General features: G+C 67.3%; 14 protein-coding genes and 2 pseudogenes. 5 read left to right on the top strand and 11 right to left on the bottom strand.

The features are described 5' to 3' along the window. Window positions 1-688 (bottom strand): hypothetical protein (locus KBX08_RS34920; RefSeq protein WP_374101956.1); only part of this gene is annotated, 688 nt, incomplete at its 3' end. Between the two features lie 315 nt (window positions 689-1,003). Between KBX08_RS34920 and KBX08_RS18930 the strand changes: the two genes are divergently transcribed. Continuing rightward, complete coding sequence (locus KBX08_RS18930; protein ID WP_196922387.1) at window positions 1,004-1,408, top strand: hypothetical protein; 405 nt, start codon at window positions 1,004-1,006, stop codon at window positions 1,406-1,408. A 143-nt stretch (window positions 1,409-1,551) separates the two neighbouring features. On the opposite strand, the pseudogene KBX08_RS34925 reads toward KBX08_RS18930, so the two are convergent. Together KBX08_RS34925 and KBX08_RS18935 are read right to left on the bottom strand one after the other, a co-directional pair. Further along, a pseudogene (locus tag KBX08_RS34925) lies at window positions 1,552-1,631 on the bottom strand (IS5/IS1182 family transposase); the annotation flags it as partial. A 40-nt stretch (window positions 1,632-1,671) separates the two neighbouring features. Then, complete coding sequence (locus KBX08_RS18935) at window positions 1,672-2,067, bottom strand: hypothetical protein (protein WP_210784795.1); 396 nt, start codon at window positions 2,065-2,067, stop codon at window positions 1,672-1,674. 1,120 nt (window positions 2,068-3,187) lie between these two features. Between KBX08_RS18935 and KBX08_RS34450 the strand changes: the two genes are divergently transcribed. Together KBX08_RS34450 and zwf are read left to right on the top strand one after the other, a co-directional pair. Beyond that, window positions 3,188-3,322 (top strand): hypothetical protein, encoded by a 135-nt coding sequence (locus tag KBX08_RS34450; RefSeq protein WP_255750547.1) that lies wholly within the window; start codon window positions 3,188-3,190, stop codon window positions 3,320-3,322. A gap of 697 nt (window positions 3,323-4,019) precedes the next feature. Beyond that, the gene (gene zwf, locus KBX08_RS18940) at window positions 4,020-5,513 is read left to right on the top strand and encodes a glucose-6-phosphate dehydrogenase (RefSeq protein WP_210784796.1); all 1,494 of its coding nucleotides are present in this window, start codon (window positions 4,020-4,022) and stop codon (window positions 5,511-5,513) included. Between the two features lie 157 nt (window positions 5,514-5,670). Here the strand turns inward: zwf and KBX08_RS18945 are convergent, their stop codons facing one another. Next, entirely contained in the window at window positions 5,671-8,439 is a 2,769-nt protein-coding gene (locus KBX08_RS18945) for a tetratricopeptide repeat protein (RefSeq protein ID WP_210784797.1), read from the bottom strand. A gap of 513 nt (window positions 8,440-8,952) precedes the next feature. Next, the gene (locus tag KBX08_RS18950; RefSeq protein ID WP_210784798.1) at window positions 8,953-9,210 is read right to left on the bottom strand and encodes a transcriptional regulator; all 258 of its coding nucleotides are present in this window, start codon (window positions 9,208-9,210) and stop codon (window positions 8,953-8,955) included. A 362-nt stretch (window positions 9,211-9,572) separates the two neighbouring features. On the opposite strand from KBX08_RS18950, the gene KBX08_RS18955 reads away from it, so the two are divergent. After that, a complete protein-coding gene (locus tag KBX08_RS18955; protein ID WP_247669655.1) occupies window positions 9,573-9,911 on the top strand; it encodes a hypothetical protein in 339 nt (112 codons plus the stop codon). 15 nt (window positions 9,912-9,926) lie between these two features. On the opposite strand, the gene KBX08_RS18960 is transcribed toward KBX08_RS18955, so the two are convergent. Genes KBX08_RS18960 through KBX08_RS18970 form a run of 3 tightly spaced genes read right to left on the bottom strand, consistent with a single transcriptional unit; the run spans window position 9,927 to window position 11,676 of the window. Beyond that, entirely contained in the window at window positions 9,927-10,688 is a 762-nt protein-coding gene (locus KBX08_RS18960) for a hypothetical protein (RefSeq protein ID WP_307850578.1), read from the bottom strand. A gap of 36 nt (window positions 10,689-10,724) precedes the next feature. Beyond that, window positions 10,725-11,042, bottom strand: coding sequence for a hypothetical protein (locus KBX08_RS18965; protein WP_210784799.1), 318 nt, complete (start codon window positions 11,040-11,042; stop codon window positions 10,725-10,727). Beyond that, window positions 11,035-11,676, bottom strand: coding sequence for a hypothetical protein (locus tag KBX08_RS18970; RefSeq protein WP_210784800.1), 642 nt, complete (start codon window positions 11,674-11,676; stop codon window positions 11,035-11,037). The genes KBX08_RS18965 and KBX08_RS18970 overlap by 8 nt, the downstream gene beginning before the upstream one ends. 253 nt (window positions 11,677-11,929) lie before the next feature. On the opposite strand from KBX08_RS18970, the gene KBX08_RS18975 reads away from it, so the two are divergent. After that, window positions 11,930-12,622 carry a hypothetical protein gene (locus KBX08_RS18975; RefSeq protein ID WP_210784801.1) on the top strand — a complete coding sequence of 231 codons (693 nt, stop codon included), beginning with the start codon at window positions 11,930-11,932 and terminating at the stop codon, window positions 12,620-12,622. Between the two features lie 876 nt (window positions 12,623-13,498). Here KBX08_RS18975 and KBX08_RS18980 read toward each other — a convergent pair. From KBX08_RS18980 to KBX08_RS34755, 3 genes and pseudogenes are all read right to left on the bottom strand, one after another. After that, window positions 13,499-14,312, bottom strand: a pseudogene (locus KBX08_RS18980) (hypothetical protein); the annotation flags it as partial. Between the two features lie 18 nt (window positions 14,313-14,330). Then, the gene (locus tag KBX08_RS18985) at window positions 14,331-14,648 is read right to left on the bottom strand and encodes a CPCC family cysteine-rich protein (RefSeq protein WP_210784802.1); all 318 of its coding nucleotides are present in this window, start codon (window positions 14,646-14,648) and stop codon (window positions 14,331-14,333) included. A gap of 29 nt (window positions 14,649-14,677) precedes the next feature. Then, window positions 14,678-21,472, bottom strand: a complete 6,795-nt coding sequence (locus KBX08_RS34755) for an RHS repeat-associated core domain-containing protein (RefSeq protein WP_210784803.1) — start codon at window positions 21,470-21,472, stop codon at window positions 14,678-14,680. Window positions 21,473-21,553 lie beyond the last annotated feature (81 nt).

The raw sequence follows: 21,553 nt of genomic DNA on the forward strand, positions 1-21,553 counted from the left end.
CACCCGGCTCCCGCCCCGCGAGCACCGCCTGGCGCCCCGGAGCAAGACCGACAGGTACTCGACGCACCTGCAGGTCGCCATCGACGCCAGCAGCCGCCTGGTCCGGCCCGGGCGACCCGCCGGCCACCCGGACCACCGTCGCGACGACGTGGTCGGGGACCGGCATGTGCAGGCCGCGCGCCAGGTCGGTCGCGCTGTCGTCGCCGGCCAGCAGCATCACCGTCAGCAGCCGCACCTGGGCGGCGGTCGCCAGCGTGCGCCGCTGCCCCTCGATCCAGCCCCGGGTGTACGCGCCCTGGGCGGCCAGTCCCGCGGGAGCCAGCCAGGCGAGCGTGTGCATCGTCGCGGCGATGTCGTTCGGGCCGGCCGCCTCGTACACCTCGCGCAGCGTCAGCCGGGTGTGCACGAGCAGCACCTGCCGCTGCGCGGTCAGGGTGAGTCCCTTCTCGCCGCGCTGGCGGCCCATCGCGGCCATCAGGTCCAGATCCTGCACGTGGAACGGCGCGCTGTCCGCCGCGAGGTCGACTGTGCGCTGACGTAGGAAGACCGCGAAATCGAGCATCTCCGACCGCACCTGCGGCATGGCCGCGAGGTTGCGGTATTCCAGCAGTTCCTCCTGGTAGGCGTCCACCGCCCGGTGGGCGTTGTCGGCCACTCGCTGCCGCCAGAGGCTGAACAGACCGCCCATGCCGGTCAACGGTAATCGATGCGTTCCGGCCACGCCGCCCGGTTGACGCGGACCGGACAGCCTTGCGGACATTCGCAAGAACCGGGGTACGCCGGCGACCCGGTTCTCGCTCTGTCACGAAGACCCGGCCACCGGCACCCTGGAACGCTTCGCCATGGACGTCGGACGACGGCCCGGCCTACTCGGGCGCGACCAGGCACGCGCCCCGGCATCCGCAGATCGCACAGCAATCGAGAGGTGGTTCTGGTTATGACATGGCGTAGTCGGCCCTCCGCCGGAGCACGATCCGGCATTCTCCGCGCATCCAGTCTGCTGTTGGCCGCGACGGCGATGCTCGCCGCGTTCATGGCCGCACCGTCCGCGGCGGTCGCGGCACCCGCGCCGAGCGGCGACGCGGCTGTCGCCGCCATCGGAGCCGAGCGGGCATCGGCGAGCTCCGCCGGCACGTTGAGCGTCACGACGTCGACGGCGGCCGCCGCCTCACCGGCGAAGGGCGGCGGTTTCTCGGTGATGTCGGGCTCCTGCCCGTATGCCGGGCAGTACGTCGACCCGTGGCTGATCGTGTTCCAGGGCTGCACCCTCACCGGCCAGCCGACGACCGCGGTCAGCGCCCGGTGCTCCAACGGGGCCACCCTGGGCCCCGTGCACGTGCCGCCCGGCGTCTACGACATCTATGTCGACTGCTACCCGGCGTTCTTCAGCTCGCTCGCGTTCATCTGATCGGCCCACCCGGCACGGATCCCGTTGCGGGATCCGTGCCGGCGGTGCCGGTCTCAGGGCAGCGCGTCCAGGTGCGGGCCGACCGTGTTGGCGAAGCGGTTGCCGTTCGTCACGTCCCAGTTGACCGACCAGATCATCGCGCCGCAGGACCGACAACGGTCGGCCGCGTCCGTCGACCGCGAGGTGGGTCTTCGTGCTCGGCCCGCCCGCGGGATCGACCGATGCCCTAAAGGGCCGGGTGGACTCGGCCTGCGTGTTGGGGCTCAGCACATTGTCCAGTCCTCGACAGCCAGGACCAGTTCTTCAGCGCGGGCAGCCGAGATGCTGTGCCGTTCGGCGATATCCGCGAGCACTGCTTCTTCGCTGACGTCGACGTTGTCCTCGGTTGCCTGGTTGAACTCGGCGTTGAGCACATAGGCCTGCTCCGTCGGCACCTGGCACTCATCAGGCTGCGACAGCTTGTCGCGAACGACGGCCTGATGCAGCCGGTAGCCCCGCCAGGACGCGGGGTCGCCATCGGCGGCGTCCGTCCAGCGCCCCTCGGGCGCCCATTCGAACACCGCGTAGCTGGGCACCACCTCACGTCGGTCGTACGTGACAACGATTGACAACGCCTGCCACCCCTGCCCGCGATGGCTCTCCACGACGTGCGTCGCCACGTCGACGACCTGCTGACTGTCGACGGGAAAGACGCGTAATTCAACCCGCAGGACTAGACGGCGAGCGCCGGATCCAGAGCTGACGTCCCGACGCTCGAAGGCGTCGTAGGCAGGTAGGCGTTTTCCGGGCGTCGGTGGGCGAGTCGGCTGTGCGGGGGGCGTGGCAGGTTGGCTAGGTAGAGCGGTGGTGCGAGCCGGCTCAGGTGTTCGGGTAGTTGGTGACGGCGTCGGTCCGGCGGCAGAGACGGTCGGAGCGGATTGAGAAGGTGACGCCTCGCCGATGATCAAACCGACAGCGGCAAGAGCGCCCACACCGACACAGCACATGAAGAGTCCACCAACGACTACCACTGACAGGACGATTCCCACCCTCACGCCCGCCCGAAGCTGGGCCCCCGGGACCACCGGCTGCACCGAGGGCCGCCCAGCAGACGGCGACGCGTCGACTCCGGGCGGGTGCTGAGCGGATGGCTCCGACGAATCGGGTGTCTGCTGCACGGCGTCTCCAGTGAGAGGGCGTATGACCATTGTCGTGACCGCCGCAGCCACTTACGCTCCGCCGAACAGTGAGACAGTCAACCCAGCCGAACGACTCACTGGTCGTCGAACGTCTACCACGATAAGGCTCCACCATCTCGAAACCTGCGACTTCTACAGCTGCCGGTGCCGCGCCTCCAGGCTCCTCCGTATCGGCTACCGTGACCGCGGGGTGTGTTGCCAGGCCAGCCCTCGTGGGAACGAGGCGATTTGAACCCACGAGAACCTCATGTAGAGCCTCGTTCAAGGCTTGTCACAACCCCTTGTTACCGACCGCAGCGGGGAGGGTAAACGGGGGCAGGCCGACAGCCCGCCAGAATCCCGCCGCACCCCATTCCCCCACCATGGGACCTACGGTCAACAAGAACGACCCATCGCGGCCCGCCTACCGTAGCGGTGGGGCGGCACGATCTATCGCCCCACGATCGTCGATGCGCTTCCCAACGTCGGCAAGACCTGGAACAGCGTAGGGTCGGCGTGCAGTGAAGGACTTCGCGCCCGCCGCGGGTCTTCCGTCACCTGCACGCCGCGATCAGGCGAGTACCACGCTGCACGTTCACCGACCTGCTCTAGGAGGTTGATCATGTCCAAGGACTCGACGAGCAAGGCGAACGTCAAGAAGAAGGGCAAGACGATCAAGGAGAAGCAGACTGCGAAGCGCCTGAAGCGCGACGAGCAGAACGGGCAATCCTCAAACATCGTGCCCACCGGGCGCTGACGCCGGCAGCGTCGCTCAATTCTCCGAACGCGGCGATGAAGGTGGGGCCTGACAATCGTCGGGTCCCCACCTGCCGCTGCCGCCGTAGAGCTGCGGGCCAGTCGCAGAATCCAGAGGATCCGGCGGGCGCGCCGGGACGCCATCCGAGGACCAGCAGACCAGCGATGATGAGCTACGCCCAGTTCCGAGATAAGAGCCGCAGGCAACACCGCTGCGGTGGAGCTGGCTGACGCAGCGAGCACGAGGTCCCCAACGCCCACCGACGCCGCTCCCGCTCGCGTTGGGCACCTCAAGAATCCGCTGCGGCCTGGTGCTGCGGCGCGAGCATTCTGCCGATCATCTTCCCGTCACAGGCGGATACGAACAGCCCGATCATGAGACCGACATCAGGCTGGGCCACCACCACCGGACCAGCGCCACGCCGCGGCCGCACCCTGGTGGTCCCCGGCGCCGCCGTCGGCGAGACCGTTGACCTCCGCGGGCTACCTGGCCACGATCATTCGTACCACCACCGCGTACGCCGACAGACCGCACCGAATCGCCTACCCGTCAGCTGGACATGCGACGCTCAAGGGCCGCGACCAACGGGCCATGCCGCGTGGCCCCCGGCCAGTACCGCCAAAGCCCGCACAATTCCTGGCATGACAGCACGACATCCCCCAACCCCACACCCCTTGTGCCCGGAGGAACGCAGACCATGGACCACGCATCTCAGCTCATCCAGGAGCGGAGTGCCCCGCCGGCCACGCTGGTGATCTTCGGCGCCTCCGGTGACCTGACCCGACGGAAGCTACTGCCCGCAATCGAGAGCCTGGCTCGGCACGAGCGGCTCCCGGACCAGTTCGCGCTGGTCGGCGTCGCGCGCACGTCGATGACCGACGAACAGTTCGCCGAGAGCGCCCTGGGCGAACGCACCCTCGCCAGCAAGCGCCAACTCCAGGGCGGCGTGCGGTACGTGGCCGGTGGCTACGACGACCCGGAGACCTACAAGCGGCTCGTGGAGACCCTCGACGAGTTGGACGCACAGCGGGGCACGTCCGGCAACCGTCTCTTCTACCTGTCCACCCCGGCCGGGGCCTTCGAGCCGGTGATCAACGGACTGGCCGGTGTCGGGCTCAACCAGCCACGCGAGGGCTCCTTCTCCCGCCTGGTCATCGAGAAGCCGTACGGGCGCGACCTGGTCACGGCCCGCGAGCTCGACGGCGTTGTACACAGCGCGTTCGACGAGCACCAGGTCTTTCGCATCGATCACTACCTGGGCAAGGACACCGTCCAGAATGTGCTGGCGCTGCGCTTCGCGAACTCGATCTTCCAACCCATCTGGGATCGCTCCTGGGTCGACCACGTGCAGATCACCGTCGCCGAGACCCTCGGCGTCGGCAGCCGCGGCGGCTTCTACGAGGAAGCCGGCGCGATGCGGGACATCGTGCAGAACCACGTGCTTCAGGTTCTCGCGCTGGCATTGATGGAGCCACCGGCCTCCTTCGAGGCTGAGGGCCTGCGCAACGAGAAGGTGAAGCTGCTGCAGGCGATCCGGCTCCCCACCGACCGGGACATCGCCGAGGCCGCGGTCCGGGGACAGTACACCCGGGGCGGCACCCGTGAGGAGCTGATGGCCGGCTACCGCGAGGAGGCCGGCGTCGACCCCCTGTCGCGGACCGAGACCTACGCCGCGATGCGGCTCAACGTCGACAACTGGCGCTGGGCCGGGGTGCCGTTCTACGTACGCACCGGCAAGCGCCTGCCGGCCCGGCTCACCGAGGTGGCACTGCAGTTCCAGCGGCCGCCGCACCTGCCGATCCCGACCGACCAGCTCACCGGCCTCGATGCTGACGCGCTGATCCTGCGGATCCAGCCCAACGAGGGCATCTCGCTGCGCTTCGGTGCCAAAGTGCCGGGCCACTCCTTCCGGGTCCGCACCGCCACGATGGAGTTCTCCTACGACCAGACGTTCGTCGAGGAGTCCCCGGAGGCGTACGAGCGTCTGCTCCTGGACGCGCTGATCGGTGACGCGTCGCTGTTCATCCGCAGCGACGAGGTGCAGCAGTGCTGGCGGATCGTCGACCCGATCATCGACAACTGGGAGAAGGACAACTCGCCGATCCCCACCTACGAGGCCGCCTCCTGGGGCCCGACCGACGCCGATCGGCTCATCGGCCGGCACGGCCGCAAGTGGCGCAACTCCGCGTGATGCTGCCACAACGAGTGTGACCGCGCTGCTGAGCCCGATCGCTTGGTCTCACCATCGACGCGCAGCGTGGTCCACTCAGTGGGCGGGTCATCGAAGCCATGGCCGGGCAGCTCGGCGAGGAGTTCCCGAAATCAAGGACCGAGGTTAGTCGACAGATCTACGGACCTGACTCGGTCGTCCTTAGGATCCGGTTCTGCGTCTGGCCGTCCCGACGCTCAGGCTGGGAACTCGCGCGCAGGTAGCTGAGGACGGCCAGGGTCTTGGGGTGTTCCGGGCCGAGCACCCGGGTCCAGCCGGCGTGCACGTGCCGGAACGCCGTCTGCGCCTCCACGTAACGGCCCTGGTCGGCCAGCACCCTGGCGAGGGCGCTGTGGGTGCTGAGGGCGTCGGGATGGTTCGCGCCGAGCAGCCGCGTGCGGGTGGCCAGCAGGTCACGCAGTTCCGCCTCGGCCGCGCTGAATTGGCCCCACCTGAGCAGCACCACCGCAATGCTGTGGCGGGTACTCAGCGTCTCGCGGTGCTCGGCTCCCAGGGTCCGCGCCCGGATGGCCAGCACGGCACGGAACTCCGCAACAGCCTCGTCGTGTCGTCCCTGCTCGTCCACCGCGATGGCGAGGTTGCTGCGAACGATCAGGGTGCTGGGATGCTCGACGCCGAGCGACCGGGTGTGGGCAGCGAGCACCTCGCGCAGTTCCGCCTCCGCCTCGCTGTGCCGCCCCTGCACGCTGAGCACGACGGCGAGGCTGTTGCGCACCTTCACGGTGTCCGGATGCGCCGCGCCCGACAATCGCGTCCACTCGGCAAGCAGTTCGCGGAACTCCGCCTCCGCCGCGTCGTAGTTCCCCTGCTTTTCCAACACCACCGCGAGGTTGCCGCGAACGGCCAGGGTCTGGGGATGTGCCGCACCAAACAGCCCGGTACGGATCGCCAGCAGCCTGCGGAAGACGGCCTCGGCCTCACCGAGGCGTCCCTGCTCGCGCAGCACGACCGCGAGATTGTTGCAGGTGGTGAGGGTGTCGTCGTGTTCCAAGCCGAGCACCCGGGTCTGCGCGGCAAGCAGCTCGCGGAACTCCGCCTCCGCCTGGTCGTAGCGGCCCTGCCCGTTCAGCACGACTGCCAGGCTCAGCCGGGTGTTCAGGGTGTCGCGGTGCTCGGGGCCGAGGCGTTGCATTCGTGCGGCCAGAACCGCACGGAGCTGGGCTTCCGCCTCGTCACGACCCGCCTGCATGTCCAGCACCACGCCCAACCGGTTGCGGGTGTCCAGGGTGTCGGGATGCTCGGAGCCGAGCAGCCGCGACCGCGCGTCGAGGACCCCGCGCAACTCCACCTCGGCTTCGCCGAACCGGCCCTGCTCGCGTAGCGCGGCCGCGAGGCGTTGCCGAACGGCCTGGGTGTCGAGATCGTCCGGGTCCACGTCGGGGTGCGAGACGTACCGCCGCAGGAGCGCAACGTCGCAGAGGGCCAACCGGCTGGTCCGCGCATCCTGCGGGATGGCCTCATTCAACTGCCGCAGCTGTGTCGGGCTGAACCGATCCGCGTGCCGGTCCAGGCAGGACGCGATCGCCTCGTCGACCGGTAGCTCCGCGGTGGCAACGACCCTGATCGCGGCGGCGATCATTCGTGGCGGGTCGCGGTCGAGTACCGCACCGAGCGCCACGATGGCGTCTGGGCTGTGTGCCGCGGCTCTGGCCAGGGTGCCCAGGGCGCGTTGGGTTCGAACCTCGTCCCCGGCGGTGGCGTTGGCCAACGCCTGGGCGAACATCGGGCTGTGGGCGACGGCGCTGACCGCGTAGCGTTCCAGCAATACCGCCGGCAGCCGCGGAGACAGCCAGTCCGGCACTTGCTGCGGGTAGAGCCCTCGGAGCCAGTCGGCCAGCTGGCCCGCCCGCTCGGGGCCGATACCACCTGCTGGGGACCATATCCGGCTGAGCAGTCTGCGGGCGGCATCCTCATTGGCGGCACCGACCAGCACGGCGAGCAGCAGCGCCTGCTCAAGGACGATGCTGGGCAGGTCTTGGAGGTGCGCCTGCCGGGCGGACTCCTGCCAACGCCGCCGCTCGGCGGTGAAGATGTTGGCCACTACGGTGGCGGTGTCGACCGTGCCACCGACATCGGTTCGCGCGGCGAGCGCGGCAGCGGCGTGCAGCAGCGTGATCGACGGAGGCGGGTCACTCGGCTTCAACGTCACGGAGGGAACCGACGCCGACTCCTTCGAGAAGCACAGCAGGGCACGCGTGAACGCTTGCTGCTGGCTCTTCGCGTCGCCCACGATCGCCGGTACCGTCACCTGCGGCCGGTACGGCAGTCCCGCCACCACTCGGGCCGGCTGGCGGGCGCGCACGGCGGCCCACCACGGGTGGTTCACCCTACTGACAACAACCAACCGGATGTCGCTGTCGACGGCCTCAGCCCACGCCTCCAGGGTCGCGGGAAGGTCGTCGCAGGTGTCGGCGTCGTCGACCACGAGCACCACTCGTCGCCGCAGCGCTGCCGCCGCGGACACCGCCGCCGCACCCCTGCCGGGCACCGCCCATGCGCACGGGAGCGCGAGCCGCTCAGCCACCTCGACCAGCAGCCGGCTCTTGCCGGCGCCAGGTGCTCCGTCGACGTAGAGCACGGACGCGCGGGCCGGTGAGTCGGCGAGGGCCCACCGCACCACCTGGCGGGCCGCCGGGTCGTGCAGCACGCTGAAGGGCACGGCCCGCCGGCCCGGTAGCAGCATCGTCAGCAAGCCGACATCGTCACCTTCCTGCCAAGGGTGGCTGCCAGGCGCCGCAGTGGTGGCCGCTCGCCAGGCGTCCTCACGGGCGCGCTGGTCAGTGCGCTGCTGCCACCACACCCCGCCGTAGAGGCCCGCGGCACCGGACGCCACGCCCAGACCGGCCGCGAAGTACCAGGTGACGAAGTTGGCTAGTGCCGCAGTCATCCCGGCAGTTAGCAACAGGGCGGCGCCTGCGACGCTGGCAGCACGTATCCGGAGCCGATTCGCCCAGCGGCCATCCGCCACGGTCGCCTCCTTTCCCGGTGACGTCCATGGTCACTGTGCGTTGCAGACCATCTTCGCCGGATCGTTTGATCGGTTGGAATCGAGCATCCCTATCGCTACAAGTGGGCGGGGACGCCGATTGGGGAGAACGGTCCGGCGGTTGTTCAGCTGACCTAAAAGTTGTTACCGTCGGCCGTCATCCCGACCTTGTCATTAACCGCCAGAAGTGACGCTGAGCTGCACAGACCCGTCGGCAGTCGTCCGCGGCCGGAATGCTGCCCGCACCCGGCAGCACTCGATCAGCAACAAGTCTGGACCGCCCGCACGGTTGCGCGGCTGCGACCTGCTCGCGGGGTGTGAACGGGGAGGCCGCCGGCCGCCACCAAGAGGCGCGCGGCCGCTTCGCCATCTGCAGACCCACCCGAGCAGCCTGAGCAACAAGGTCTGGCATCCTTACCCTCGCTGCAGGAAAGCCAACACTATTCGACTGCTCGTGAACTCCGATATGTCCATAAGTCTCCAGCCCTGCATCGCCAGCAACTCAGCGGCAGCAATGGCGTGTGTCACCTTCTGTACGCCGATACCTCGATCCGACATCACTGCCAGGTAGCGATGGGGATAGCCGCGCAGGTCGACCCGGTGCTCCAGGACACCAGAGGCACTGACCATACGGGAATGGACGATCTGCTCGGGACTTTCGTACGCCGACATGGTCACCACGGTAGAAGCCCGAGCAGGGACGATGGTTGGTCGCGGCTGTGGCTATCCTCTACGTGATGGCAACGTTACCCCGAGCCCTGGGGCGGGCGGCCGCGGTTCTGACGGTCCTCGCTGCTGCAGCCGCCTGCGACGGCACCGTGGACGGTGGTCCGGTCAAGACCGAAGGGCCTCCTCCGGGGACCGCCACTCCCGCCGTGACTCAATCGCTGGTACCTGCTCGCAGCTTCAACGCGACTGGTCTGCGTCTGTGCGAGCACCGCGAGATGCTTCCGCTCGCCGCACTGTCCCTCACAGTGCGGCGAGAAGATCCCACTCCGCCGCTAACGGCGCCGGGGGCTGCCTGTCTGTTCGAAATGGAGACGGCGGACGGCCACGAGGCAAATTTTCGGGTCGAGGCATCGACACCGGCGTCAGCCGAAGAGGCGGTGCAGCTGTACGGCACCGCCCGCCAAGGCGCCAGCATGCGGCGTGAGGGCGGGCTGGAAGGAATCGGCGACGAGGCGGAGGCATACACCCGGCAATCACAGCCCGGATTCAAGTATGCGGAGCACATGGCACAGGCTCGGGAGAACAACCTGGTCGTGCAGGTCTGGCTCGCCGTCGGCGGTGACGAGTTCGTCCCCACGAAGCTTCTGGCCCAGGCGACGGTGAAGGCGCTCCGACGCACACTCGCCCTGGTGCCGACCGCCTGATGCTGCCTGACTACATCATCCAGTGACCATCTGCGGCCACTTGCCACCCGGAAGCTTCGAGCGATCGGTGATCTGTCCCGCGACGTCGCGCATCATTCCTGCGGCGTCAAACTGACGCTGCGCGACCGTGAGCAAGTGGTTGAATGTTCCCTCCACAATGTCGCCAACCGATTCCGCCAGCAGATCCATCGCCCAGGGTATGGTGACCACGCCTGCCACGTCCGCCAGCCCCTGAGCGATTCTGCCGAGCACATCCGTGACGACTTGCGCAAGCCCGATGGCGTAGTCGACGTTGGCTGTGACGACATCGAACAGCCACTTGCTGATGAACTCGGCCCTGCTCGTCACTTCGTCCACGGCTGCCCGCTGGATCGCTGCCCCGGCGTTGTAGGCGTTCGCCGCATCCCCCATCCACTTGGCAAAGTTCCTGTTGTCCGGCTGGACGGTCGCGACCGAGAGATCCGAAATCGGCCGCTTCACCTCGGCGAGCCAGCCGAAGCTGGCCTGTATCAGGGACAGCACCGGAACTTGATGCTCCAAGGCGTACTCCACCTTGCCGATGAGCTGCTCAAGGGCAGCCCGGAGGGTTCCCAGATCCCGCTTGACCATGAAGATCGCCGCTGGTCCGAGCAGCCAGGCCGACTGCTTCACCTCCCCGACAAGCTCGTTGAATTTCGCGATCAGAAGATCCACTGCGGGCTCGATCACCTCGAACGCACCGATGAACATACCGCGCTGCACAAGAATCGATTGCTCTAGTTCTTCCGTAGGTGTCACTAGCAGTGCCCTCCCCCGACGATCTACGACCCAGGCCTATGCCCGATAGATGGCGTTCAAGTCGAGGTCGACGACGGCATCCGCCCGGTCATATGCATTGGCCACCCTGTCAAGCGCCCCAGCAATCTGCTCGAACTCCACGACCGCTCCGGAAATCACATCCAGCATGAACGAGTGGAAGCTGTCGTATGACGTGGAGTGGATGGCCATGTTGGCGTCGCCGATGAAGAAAGCCGTCGGAGCAAGCTCAAGCTGACTCGCCGCCTGCCGCACGTCCGCCATCCGGTCCGACAGCCTGCGCCATCTGACCCCCTCGTCTCGGAGAGCCTCGGTGAGGACCTCGATATCAGGCATGGCCACCCTCCGTCCCTGCATCAGCGCGCAGCCCGGCTTGCTCGAATGCGCCAAGAGCATCGGTGCGCATTCGGTCCGCATCCGCCCTGGCGATCCGTGCGACCTCACCGGTGATACCGATAAGCCCGTTTCCCAGGAGTCGCAACGTCACGTAGCCGTGCGGACCTGACACCGCACGTTCCTCCCGGTCCGCGGAGCTTTCCCGCTCGCTCAGTCGACGGAACTCAGCTCCGATGGCGTCGAGTCGCGCCCACCGGACTCGACGCCACTCGTCATCACCAAGCTCGGGCTCCGGCAGGGTCAAGAAAGTTGGTGACCTGTCAGCCGAACCAGGCATCCTGCGCGCCGCAGCCAGCGCACCGGCCTCAACCGACTTCCGCACGGCGTCGGTGTAAGCCTCAAACAGCGCCAACGCAAATTCGCTGACTGCGAGGCGCTCACGCCAACGACGGCTGATGTCGAGGCTCGTGACCCGCCCGCGGGCGTCGACGACGATCCACACGGAGTCGGACTGGTCCGCGCCCTGATGCTGAGAATCTTCGTGGGGCCCATCGCCTGGCTGGTGGGGCAGCTGTTGGACACGCCCCCGCAGATCCTCCAGATCCCCCAGAAAATCCAGGCTCACCAGCGTCAACCGATCCCCAGAGCTCGTGCGTTTCCGCATCGCGCCCCCCAACGTGTCAGGCAGATGTTCCCCGCTGCTGCTGGCTTGTGTGAAGACAGGACCACCGTACGTGAACCATGAAACCGTTGGGGGGCAAGCCCCTCCCCGAGACCGCAATCCGACGCTGAGGTCACCTCGGTTCCATTAAGGACCACACGCCGCTGTTCGGCTCGTTCGGCTGGCACCCTTGGCCTGATGACCTCTGGAGGACACAATGCCTCCCGTGAACAGGCAGAACCTAACGACGGAAAAGGTACACACGTGGCCTCGCGCCTTGGCCGTGGCCGCGCTCCTAACCTCCACTCTTACCGCTGGTTGGTCGCACCTCGCGCTGGGCAACGTTTCAGGCGTTTGGGTGGGGTGGCTTCCGGCCGTTATCACAGCGATCCCCCTGTTCACTGTGCGTCGTAAACCGTTCGAATACGCCTGCCTGGCAGCTGGAGTCCTGGTGCTTTGCCTGGCGGTCGTGGGCGCATCCCTCGTGATGCTCGTCCCGGCCGCCCTGATTTTCTTGGCTGCGGTTGCGGATCCGGGGCGGGCGCCGCGGCGGGCACGTGCGTCGGTGCTCGTCGGCGTGTTGCTGGCAATCGTTGCAGGCGTGGCGCTGGCCGGGCGAATCTACCCGGCGCTGACGTCCCCGCCAGTTGGGTTCATTGTCCACACCAGTTCCGAGTTCACGGTGACCGAGCCGACGTTCGAACGCGTCGTCCAACCTGCCGCTACCGGCTATGGCGTGGAAGGTGGCGTACGCGTCGACGCGGCGGACGACGATGAAGGCCCCACCATCACCATCCAATTCCGCTCCAACCTTCCCGCAGACGGGCAGGAGCGGCTCCGGCGACACCTGGCGGAGGTGCCAGGTGTGACAAAGGTCTGCTCGTGGTACCGAGACAACCACCTACGCTCCCGGTGCTAGCTACGGCCAACGCACACGCTTGTGACTCGCACTGGGCCCGGGTTGTCTGGGACTCCGCAAACGCCGTAGGGCTCAGGAGCAACAACGACGTAGCCGACCAACGTCACGTCGCTGATCTCCTCGTCGGGCAGTCGCCAGACCGTCCAGCCTCCCCGGACGGGGACAAGGTGAAGCGCCCGGACGAACGACCTTGGCCCCGTCCGGGGAAGCTGGTAGCCCTTGTGGTGCCCGATGAGGTGATCCGCCCCGGCTGATCTCTGAGGAGGGTCGTGGTTCGGGGCGGAGCCCCGTGGTCTTCTCATCGTCTCGCCTTCCAAGCGTGGCCGACCGACCCGGCCGATGCCGGCCGGACGTCGCCAGCAGGCTGGGGCCGGGCCGGCGTGGCCCGCTTGCGGACCGCCTTGATACAGCAAGAGGAGGATATGGCGATCAACCGCACCGGTCGCTGAAGCTTGACTGACGGTCAAGCAGCGCCAGGCCAACTCCAACTGACTGATCTTGGTCCCCAAAACGGCGAAAGGGACGATCCGATTTCCGGATCAGCCCTCTGGCCTGCGTCGGGACGGCCGGATTCGAACCGACGACCCCTTGTTACCGTCTGTAACCATCAGGGCCTTGTCATTGATTATCAGAAATGGGCACTGAACTGCACAGACACGAACAAGCAGTGGTCACGTCTTATCACTGGTTGTCAACCTCAGCCGGGGGTTTTCGGGGGGTAAATGGGGGGCCTACCCAGGACGCGGCCAGGTCTTAACGCACCCGCTTCCTCTGCCGCCGGAGGCCTGCGCGTCTCACGGTGTGCGTACTGACCGAACCTGCGGCAGCCCATCCTCGGCCAGTTCGACCGTCACCGAAACCTCATGCGACGGTGGCCTGCAACCGACGCGGATGCTCATCCGGTGCGGCGGTAATGTCGGCGCCGAGCACGGCGGTGGCCGCCTTGCTGGTGCGCTGCGCGAACGACACGGCGACCTGGCAGTTGTCCCGGATCTTTGTGGGGATCGCGTCCCCGGTGGCCTTCTGCGTGGCGAGGACGACCTGGATGCCGACGTTGCGGCCCTTGCGGATCAGCTCCTCCACCAGCCGGGCGGTCTGCCGGGCCAGCGCGTCCAGACGCTTGGACTCGGCATCGGTGCCCTTGGTCTCGTTGAGGAACGTGTGCGCCTCATCGATCACCACGACCACCAGCGGCCAGGCCGGCGAGGGGCCGAGGTGCCACAGGTTCTTCACCCCGAGCACCGCCCGGATCGCCGGCTGGCGAGCCACCATCAGCTCCCGCACCCGCGCCAGGTGATCGCGCACCAGCTCCGGCTCGTCTTTGGCGTGCAGCCAGGCACGAGCGAACAGGTCGTCGTAGTCCGGACCGCCCTTGCCGTCGATGAGCACGAACTACACCGCCGGACTCGGTGCGAGTTGGCAGTCCGGGCATTGATGAACGAGGTCTTGCCGTAGCCGGTCAGCCCGGCGACCACTGCCCCGGAGACTCCAGCGCTTCGGATGGTCGCGAACGGCCGTCGGCGTCGATCCCGGCTACCCATACCGCCGGAGCAGCCGGCGGCGTCGCCTGGCAGGTCCACTGTGTTTGGTTGGTGAGTGGGTCGGTCAGCAGTGCCCGCAGCCGTACCAGCCCGGGACGGACCTGTTCGGCCCGCACCAGCGGCACGCGCCACAGGTGCGGACTGCCTTCCGGTCGGTCAACGGAGAGTCAGACCGCGCCAGGCCGGTTCACCCGTACATCAGGCGGCGGGCGCTCATCGTCCCGTGGGGGCCTCACTCGCTGCATTCTTCGCCGTTCAGATGCCCCGAACTCTAAGAAGTTTTTCCTAGCGTCCGCCAAGCTAACTTTGTTCGGGGCCCCCCGTAACTCGCTCGCATCGTGATCATCTTGGCCGTCATCATCCCAACCGCAGACCGGACAGACTTCATGCCAGCCACGAGATAGGAGAGTCAGATAACCACAGCATGGACATGCATGCCGCACACCAGGCTTTTCGTCGATTCGGACATTCCTAAACTGAGACATGTCACCACCAGGCCCGTTCACCACGAGCTTTACCTCTCCAGACCCGGTTGGCGCCCCCAATATGCGGCCGGGCCACCATGTGCGTCTGTGATGTCAAAATAGTTAATAATCTTTCCGGTTCTGCGATCCTTGACACCGAATTCGTTCGTCTCCGGGTCCCACCGGTAGACCTTGCCCTCAATCATGGCATCCTTTTCCCGGACGCTTGAGCGGCATGGACCACACATCAAGTCCTTGGAACCTTGATCGTAGTCCCCCTTGGTGTAGTGCCCGAGATTCTCACCATGATCGATATAATGCCGATCTAGGCTGGCCGGGCTGGTCCAGTCGCAGTTGTGTACCAGTACCGGGGTGTTGCCGGCGAGAACATAGTACGTGTGGATGTCGGAAATGGTGAGGTTGTGCATGTACTGGGCGCCAGTGTAGTTACGGACGCTCGCGATTCGCACCTCACCCCCAGCACTCGAGCGCAGCCGCTCACCCGCCACAAGCTCAGCAGCGTCGACCCAGTAGCCACGGGAGACGGACCAGATCGGGTGCTCCCACGTGGTCTCGACATCAGCCATCGCACCAGTGGGCAGCAGCACGACGAGAGTCGTGAGCTGCGAGTCGCGATTCAAATGCACATGAGTCACCGCTTTGGCTGCAGTAACACCAGTGTGGGGGTCGGTCGCCTGCACCAGGTCACCGGCCTGGACTTCACCAATCTTCTCTGTCGTACCATCCGCCATGAGTACCGGCGTGTCCCGACTAAAGCTGTTGCCAACCTTGCACGCCTCGACCACGTCATCGGCTGCCTTCGAGGCACCAGAAAGAAGATCGGCACCTTCGCCGACAAGTTTTGCGGCCTTGCCCACCGGAATTGCTCCGGCGAGATCGAGAACCAGCCCGACGTAGTCGCCGTTGTCAAGTTTTTCCTTGGCGAGAGCAAGGGAGTACGGAATCCCGATGCCAGGAATCCAGCTCATCCACTCGTAGAACTTGAGCTTCGATTCCTTGGCCCGGGCGTCCCGCATAGCGCACTCGCCCTCGACCTCACACATGAAGGCGGCAAGCGACTCCTGGAGTTCAGCCGGAGTGAAGTCGGAAATGTGACACCTGTAATAGCGGTAGCCGCCGAAGCCGCCGTACGTGTCGCAGTCACCGATGTAGCGAACCGTGAAATTGATGTAGGCTTTTCGCCGCTTCTTGACTTCCTCATCACGATCCGGTTGGCCGGCTTTCGAGCCACCGCCACCACCACCACCACCACCGGAACCCGAGCCTCCGTCGTTCCGCTTTACGTCGTCCGGACTTGCCCGACCGGCCCAGACGTCATCCTGGATCAGCCCGGTCGGGTCGCTGAACGTGATCGGCGAGTTGCCGGCGTACGCGTAGCCGTGCCACTGCTGCGGTTGGCTCTGGTCCATCAACGGGTCGACCGACACGAACCTGCCGAGCGTCGGGTCGTACTCCCGTGCCCCGATGTGGGTCAGCCCGGTCGAGTCGATGTCGCCACCGACGAAGCCCTTGCCGTTGGGCCAGGCCGCCTGGTCCCCGCGCGGTGCGCCGTACGGGGTCTGGCGGCGGGTCGTGACCGCCTGGGTCGCCGCGTTCACGCTGATCTGCTGGGTGCCCTGATGGTCGCTGAACAGCCACTGCAGTCCACCGCCGCCCGAACGGCTGGCGATCGACTTGCCGGCGAAGGAGTAGTAGCGGATGGCGGTGTTCTGCGCGGCGCCGAGGTCTCGCCGGATCTCCATTCCGGGCAGGTAGAGGGTGGTGCCGGTGGCGTCCCGGCGGAGGATCCGCTGGCCCTCGGCGTTGTAGACGTGACTGGCCAGGGTGGCGCCGCTTTCGGTGACGCTGGTCAGTCGACCCTCGGCATCCCAGGCCAACGTCTGGTCGGCGGCCACACCCGGCCGGGTGACGGTCTCGCCGGTGGCGTTGTAGCCGTACGACTTGGTCACCGGCGCCTGTCCGGGTGCCTCGGTCCGGACGGACGTCACCGTGTGTGGCCGTACGGAGTTCGCGCCGCTGGCGGGCACCGTGTACGTGTTCGTGGTGTTGCCCGTCGAGCCGTGGCTGGTCTGGGTCAGCCGGTTGCCGATCCGGTCGAACGTCCAGTCGGTCCAGTAGGGGTCGGGTCCGCCCAGGTTCCCCGCCGACGGATCGGTAGCGCACTCCACGCCGGCGCGGGGTGTCCAGGCCGAGGTCAGGCGGCGCAGCCCGTCGTACCGGAAGCACTGGCTCTCGGCCTGCCCGACCCCCGGCTTGTCGACGAGCTGCAGGATGTTGCCGGCGGCGTCGTAGGAGTAGGTGCGGTCGGAGATGGTGCCGGCCGAGGTCTCCGGCTTGATCGTCGTCTGTCGGATCCGGCGGGTGTCCGTCTCGTAGACGTTGTTGTCCTCGACGTACGTCCCACCGGCGGTTTTCCGGGTCAGGACGGTGGGCTCGCCGTACACGGTGTACTGCTGCCCGACGACGTACGACCCGACCGTCGGCAGGTTCGTGGTCAGCGTCTGCGGCAGTCCGGTCGTACCGTCGTAGCCGGTGCTCACCGTCTCCTCGGCGAGGCCCCCGGCACCGGGGTACGTGATCGAGACTCGTGTTCCGTCGGTAGGGGCGAACCCGTACGAGTAGGTCCACTCCTGTCCCAGTCCGGTCACCGTGCTCGGGATGACGTACTGGTCTCCGACCACCTGGTAACGGGTGTTGAAGTTGATCGCCCGCCAGGTGTACGCGTTGGTCGAGCCGGCCGGCTCGTACCGGGTCGACTGGGTCAGTTGTCCGCGTACGGTGACGCCGGTGAAGAGCTGGTCGTACTTCCACTCGGCCCGCAGCTTGCCCGGTGAGACCGCATCGTCGTACTGGCCGGTCCGGCGGCCCATCGCGTCGTAGGTGTAGACGAGCACCTCACCACGGGCGTCAACGCTCTTCTCCAGGTCGCCGTAGAGGGTGTAGGTCGAGAAGCTGGTGCCCTTGTCCGGGTCGCGGGACTCGATCTGTCGACCCCTGATGTCGTACTTGTAGGTCCACTCGTTGCCGGCCGGGTCGGTGATCTTCGTGAGCTGGTTCTTCCGGTTGTACGTGTACCTGACCGCGTCGTACGCGCCAGCGACGCCCGCCGCAGTGGTGTGCTGGCGTACCTCGACGTCGCGGCCCTTGAGGTCGAGGAACTTGGTGGTGGGGACGTCACCGGGGGCCGGGGTGCGGGCGATGCTGTCACCCCGGTAGGACGTGCTGGTCCGCCACTTCTCCACCAGGTTCGTCACACCGTCCCCGGCGAGCGAGACCTCCGCGATCGGGCGGCTGGCGTCGTCGTACTCGGTGCGGGCGACCGCCGGTACCGACCACTCGGGCTCCCACCACAGGGTCCCCGAGGCCGTGCCCGGCTCGGCGTGCGCCCCGTACGCGGCGGCGGTCCGCCCCCAACGGTCGTAGATGGTGTCGGTGACGAGACGACCGCCGCCGATCCCGGAGGACTGGGTCTGCCGGGGCCGCAACATCGCGTCGTAGATCTGGTACGTCGTCTGGTAGTTGCCGGCGGAGTTCAGGGTCTCGGTCTTGACCGACGAGTAGTCGGACCGGGTTGGTGAATAGGTGTACACGTAGCGGGCGGACGGCTTCTGCGGGTTGTCCGCCTTCGGCCAGCCCACCTTCCAGACCTGGGTCGTCCGTCCCAGGCCGTCCAGGGTCACCTCGGCCACGCGGGAGTTCACGTCGGTGGTCTTCCAGGCCGTCCCCCAGTACGGCGAGACCTCCTCGTGACTCGTCCAGTTGAACCCGCTCTTGATGGTCTTGCTGACCCTGGTCACCGGCCCGCCCGCGGCCGGCGTGTACGCGGTCGCGGTGGTCACCGACCGTGCGTCGGTCGTGGTGACCGCCCGTCCGAATGCGTCGTAGGTAGCCTGGCCCTCCGTCTGGAAAACCGTGCCGGTCGTGGCCGTCCAGTCGCGCAGTTGTTCGGTCCGGGAGATGGAGCCGTAGGTCGGCGCGGTGTCCGCGCTGGCCGCACCGTCATAGCTGTAACGGGCGTCGGCAACGACGTCGTCGGCGCTGACCGGTGCCGTCCCACAGGGCAGGGCGTTCGTGGTGATCCGCTTCAACAGCCCGGTCTGGTTCCTGCCCAGGTTGCGGTTGTAGGTCTGGGTGACACACTGCTCGTCACCGACCACGTTGACGTCGCCGTCGTCCTGGGTCCAGTCGAGGGTGCCGTGGGTGTCGTCGAACGCCGACGTGGTGCGGGTGACCCGCCAGCCGGCCGCACCGTCCACGCCGAGCGCGGTCGCGGAATAGGTCAGCCGGGTGTTCGTGAAGCGGGCCGTGACCAGGTCATTGTTGATCGTGCGACTGGCGGTCGGCGGGGACTGCCAGGGCACGTTCACGGTTCTGCTGACCGGCTTGTCGAGGTCGCCGTTGTAGACGGTCTCCTCACGCACCGACCCGGTGCAGTCCTCGTCGTGAACGGTCTCGTTGCCCAGCGAGGCGCCGACGGTGACCTGTCTGGTGCCGCCCGTGGGACTGGAGCGGTCACCGTGCATTCCGCGCAGATACTTGGTGACGGTCAGGGTCTTCCGGCCCTCGGTGTCGCCGACCCGGGTGGTGACCTCCGAATAGCCCCGGAACTGGTTCCAGGTCTTGTACTTCGGCTTGATCAGACCGTCGTCGTCCGAGTAGTGCCAGGCCGGGTTGCCGCCGTACGAGTAGGTGGTGAACTTCGGCGGTGCCTGGTGTCCACCGGCGAGTTGCACGTCCGACTCGGACACGTGGCGTACCACGTACTTGTGCCACCACTCCGTCAGCAGCGCGTCCTCGGCACCGTTGGGGTCGGGTCCGATGACCGGATAGCAGAGCTTGGTGTTGGTGTGCGCTGCACTCGGAACGTTGTCCTTGTGGCATTCCGGCAGGCTGTAGGTGACCTGGATCTTGGCGCCCGTCTCGGCGACGATGTTGGCGATCCGCTGCCAGTTGTTCGTCGTGTTCGAGTCGGTGAGGACCCGGTTCGGCATCGCGGTCGGCTCGAACGTGATCGGCGGCAGGGTGACGGCCGTGCCGACGTGACCGGTGTGCGCGATGGACGAGAGCCACAACCCCGCGTTGGTGCCGTCGCCGGGTGACGGGAACGTGTGGGTGAGGGTCCAGGAGTCGACGTCCTGCCAGTCCGGGGTCGCCTTCGTCGTGTCCCAGACCCGGGTCGTGACCTTCGCGAGTCGTTTCGTGGTCCAGAAGGTCGGGGAGAAGTTGTCGCCGCACTCCGACCCGGTGCACTCCTGGTCCCATGGCACGTCCGGCCAGTTCCTCGCGTTGTGGGTGCCGCAGCTCGACGTGACACACCGGTCGGCCGGGGTGAACAGGACCTGGGCGATCGGGGTGATCGACCGGTCGCTGGCGCCGCGGTCCCAGGTGCCGTAGTCGATCCGGCGGATCATCCCGCCCCGCACGTAGGAGACGTCGGACGCCGCGGTCAGGTTCTGCGCGTACTTGTTGTCCTCCCTGTCGTACCAGTACGACATCGTGTTGCCGCGCGGGTCGACGACGTAGTCGAGGTTCCATCGCCAGGCCTGGGTGCAGTCCGAGTCGAGAAATTCGCTGGCGTGGCAGGGCTCGTTGTCGTGGTTGCCGAACACGGGTGCGGTCCAGGTCGAGTTGGTGCCGCTGCTCTGGCCGGGCAGGCTGTTCAACCCGAAGTAGTACTGGACCCCGTCGGTGGTGGTGACCCGCCAGTGCTCGCCGTTGTTGTCGCCGTTCGTGGCGTTCGCCAGCTTCTCGACCTTCGCGCCCTGCTCGCTGCGCGAATGCCAGCCCTTGCCGTTCTGGAACACCAGTTCCGTACCGGTGCCGTTCAGGGTCATGGTGGCGTTGTCGGAGCGCCAGCAGAGATCGCCGGTCTTCTTCTCGTTGTTCGCGCCGGGGGTCTTGTCGTCGCTGCACGACACATAGCTGCGCTCGATGTAGCCGGGCCAGTAGTCGAAACCCTCGCCGACGAACGACGGCTGGTTGTTCGTGGCGGCCGACCGTCCGTCGACGCTCGCCGACGAATAGGCCAACGAGACCGTCGGACTGGGACCATTCAGCCCCGGCGGGGTCCGCATCGGGTACGCCCAGGAGAACCCGCCGGTGGAGCCGCCGCCGGTCCAGGTGGCCGACGCTGACAGCGAGGTGGCGGTGAAGTCGCCCGCCGACCCCTTGGCGTCGGCGGCCAGCGCGACCACGCTGCCGCCGGCCGTCGACACGTCAGCCGACACACGACCGGTCACGGTGTCGTTCCGGGAAGGCAGTGGGCTGGCCTGGCAGCCCGCAGCCTCCGGTGTGCTCAGGGCACAGGGCGGTAGCTGCCACAGCCGCAGACGGTCAGCCCAGCTACCTCCGTACGCGTGGCGGAATTCGTTGTAGTCGACGGACAGGTTGGCCTTCGCCGGCCCGGCAGTCCGTTGCGCACCGCTCACCTGCAGGACCACGCCGTCCCGCCAGGTCGGTGCGACCGCGTCGCGACCGACGATCTCGACCGTGACGTCGGTCGGGTCCCCGCTCGCGGAGCCAGCGGCCCGGTTCACCCAGACCGGAAGCTGACCGACCCGTACGCCTGGTGTGCCCGACGTGTCCGCGCGCCCGGTCCCGAGCGAGGCCGCCGCCCGGCCCGCCCTGGGCCACACCGGCGCCGGGGCGGGCTTGCCCGCCGGGGTCGGTGTGGGCCAGGCGATCCCGCGTACCTCCCCGCCGTGCTTGTCCACCGGGTCGGCCTGCGACCGCAGGCGCTCCGGGGCGGCGAGCGCGCCCGCCGTCGGCGGCGATGCCACCAGCATCGACCCCGCGACCACCGCGGTGACGATGGCGGCGAGCACCTGACGAGGTCGACCCGGTGGCTTGGCACCCGAGCCTCGTTGACGCGGACCGTTCACTGGATCCTCCGGAATAAGGGGTCG

Origin of the sequence: Micromonospora sp. H61 (assembly GCF_018070325.1) — a bacterium.
Taxonomy (GTDB): domain Bacteria; phylum Actinomycetota; class Actinomycetes; order Mycobacteriales; family Micromonosporaceae; genus Micromonospora; species Micromonospora salmantinae.

Bases quoted from the DNA above. Each gene is read 5' to 3' on its own strand.
- KBX08_RS34450 (WP_255750547.1), top strand. From the start codon at position 3,188: ATGTCCAAGGACTCGACGAGCAAGGCGAACGTCAAGAAGAAGGGCAAG.
- zwf (WP_210784796.1), top strand. From the start codon at position 4,020: ATGGACCACGCATCTCAGCTCATCCAGGAGCGGAGTGCCCCGCCGGCC.
- KBX08_RS18945 (WP_210784797.1), bottom strand. From the start codon at position 8,439: ATGACTGCGGCACTAGCCAACTTCGTCACCTGGTACTTCGCGGCCGGT.
- KBX08_RS18950 (WP_210784798.1), bottom strand. From the start codon at position 9,210: ATGTCGGCGTACGAAAGTCCCGAGCAGATCGTCCATTCCCGTATGGTC.
- KBX08_RS18955 (WP_247669655.1), top strand. From the start codon at position 9,573: ATGGAGACGGCGGACGGCCACGAGGCAAATTTTCGGGTCGAGGCATCG.
- KBX08_RS18965 (WP_210784799.1), bottom strand. From the start codon at position 11,042: ATGCCTGATATCGAGGTCCTCACCGAGGCTCTCCGAGACGAGGGGGTC.
- KBX08_RS18985 (WP_210784802.1), bottom strand. From the start codon at position 14,648: ATGTCTCAGTTTAGGAATGTCCGAATCGACGAAAAGCCTGGTGTGCGG.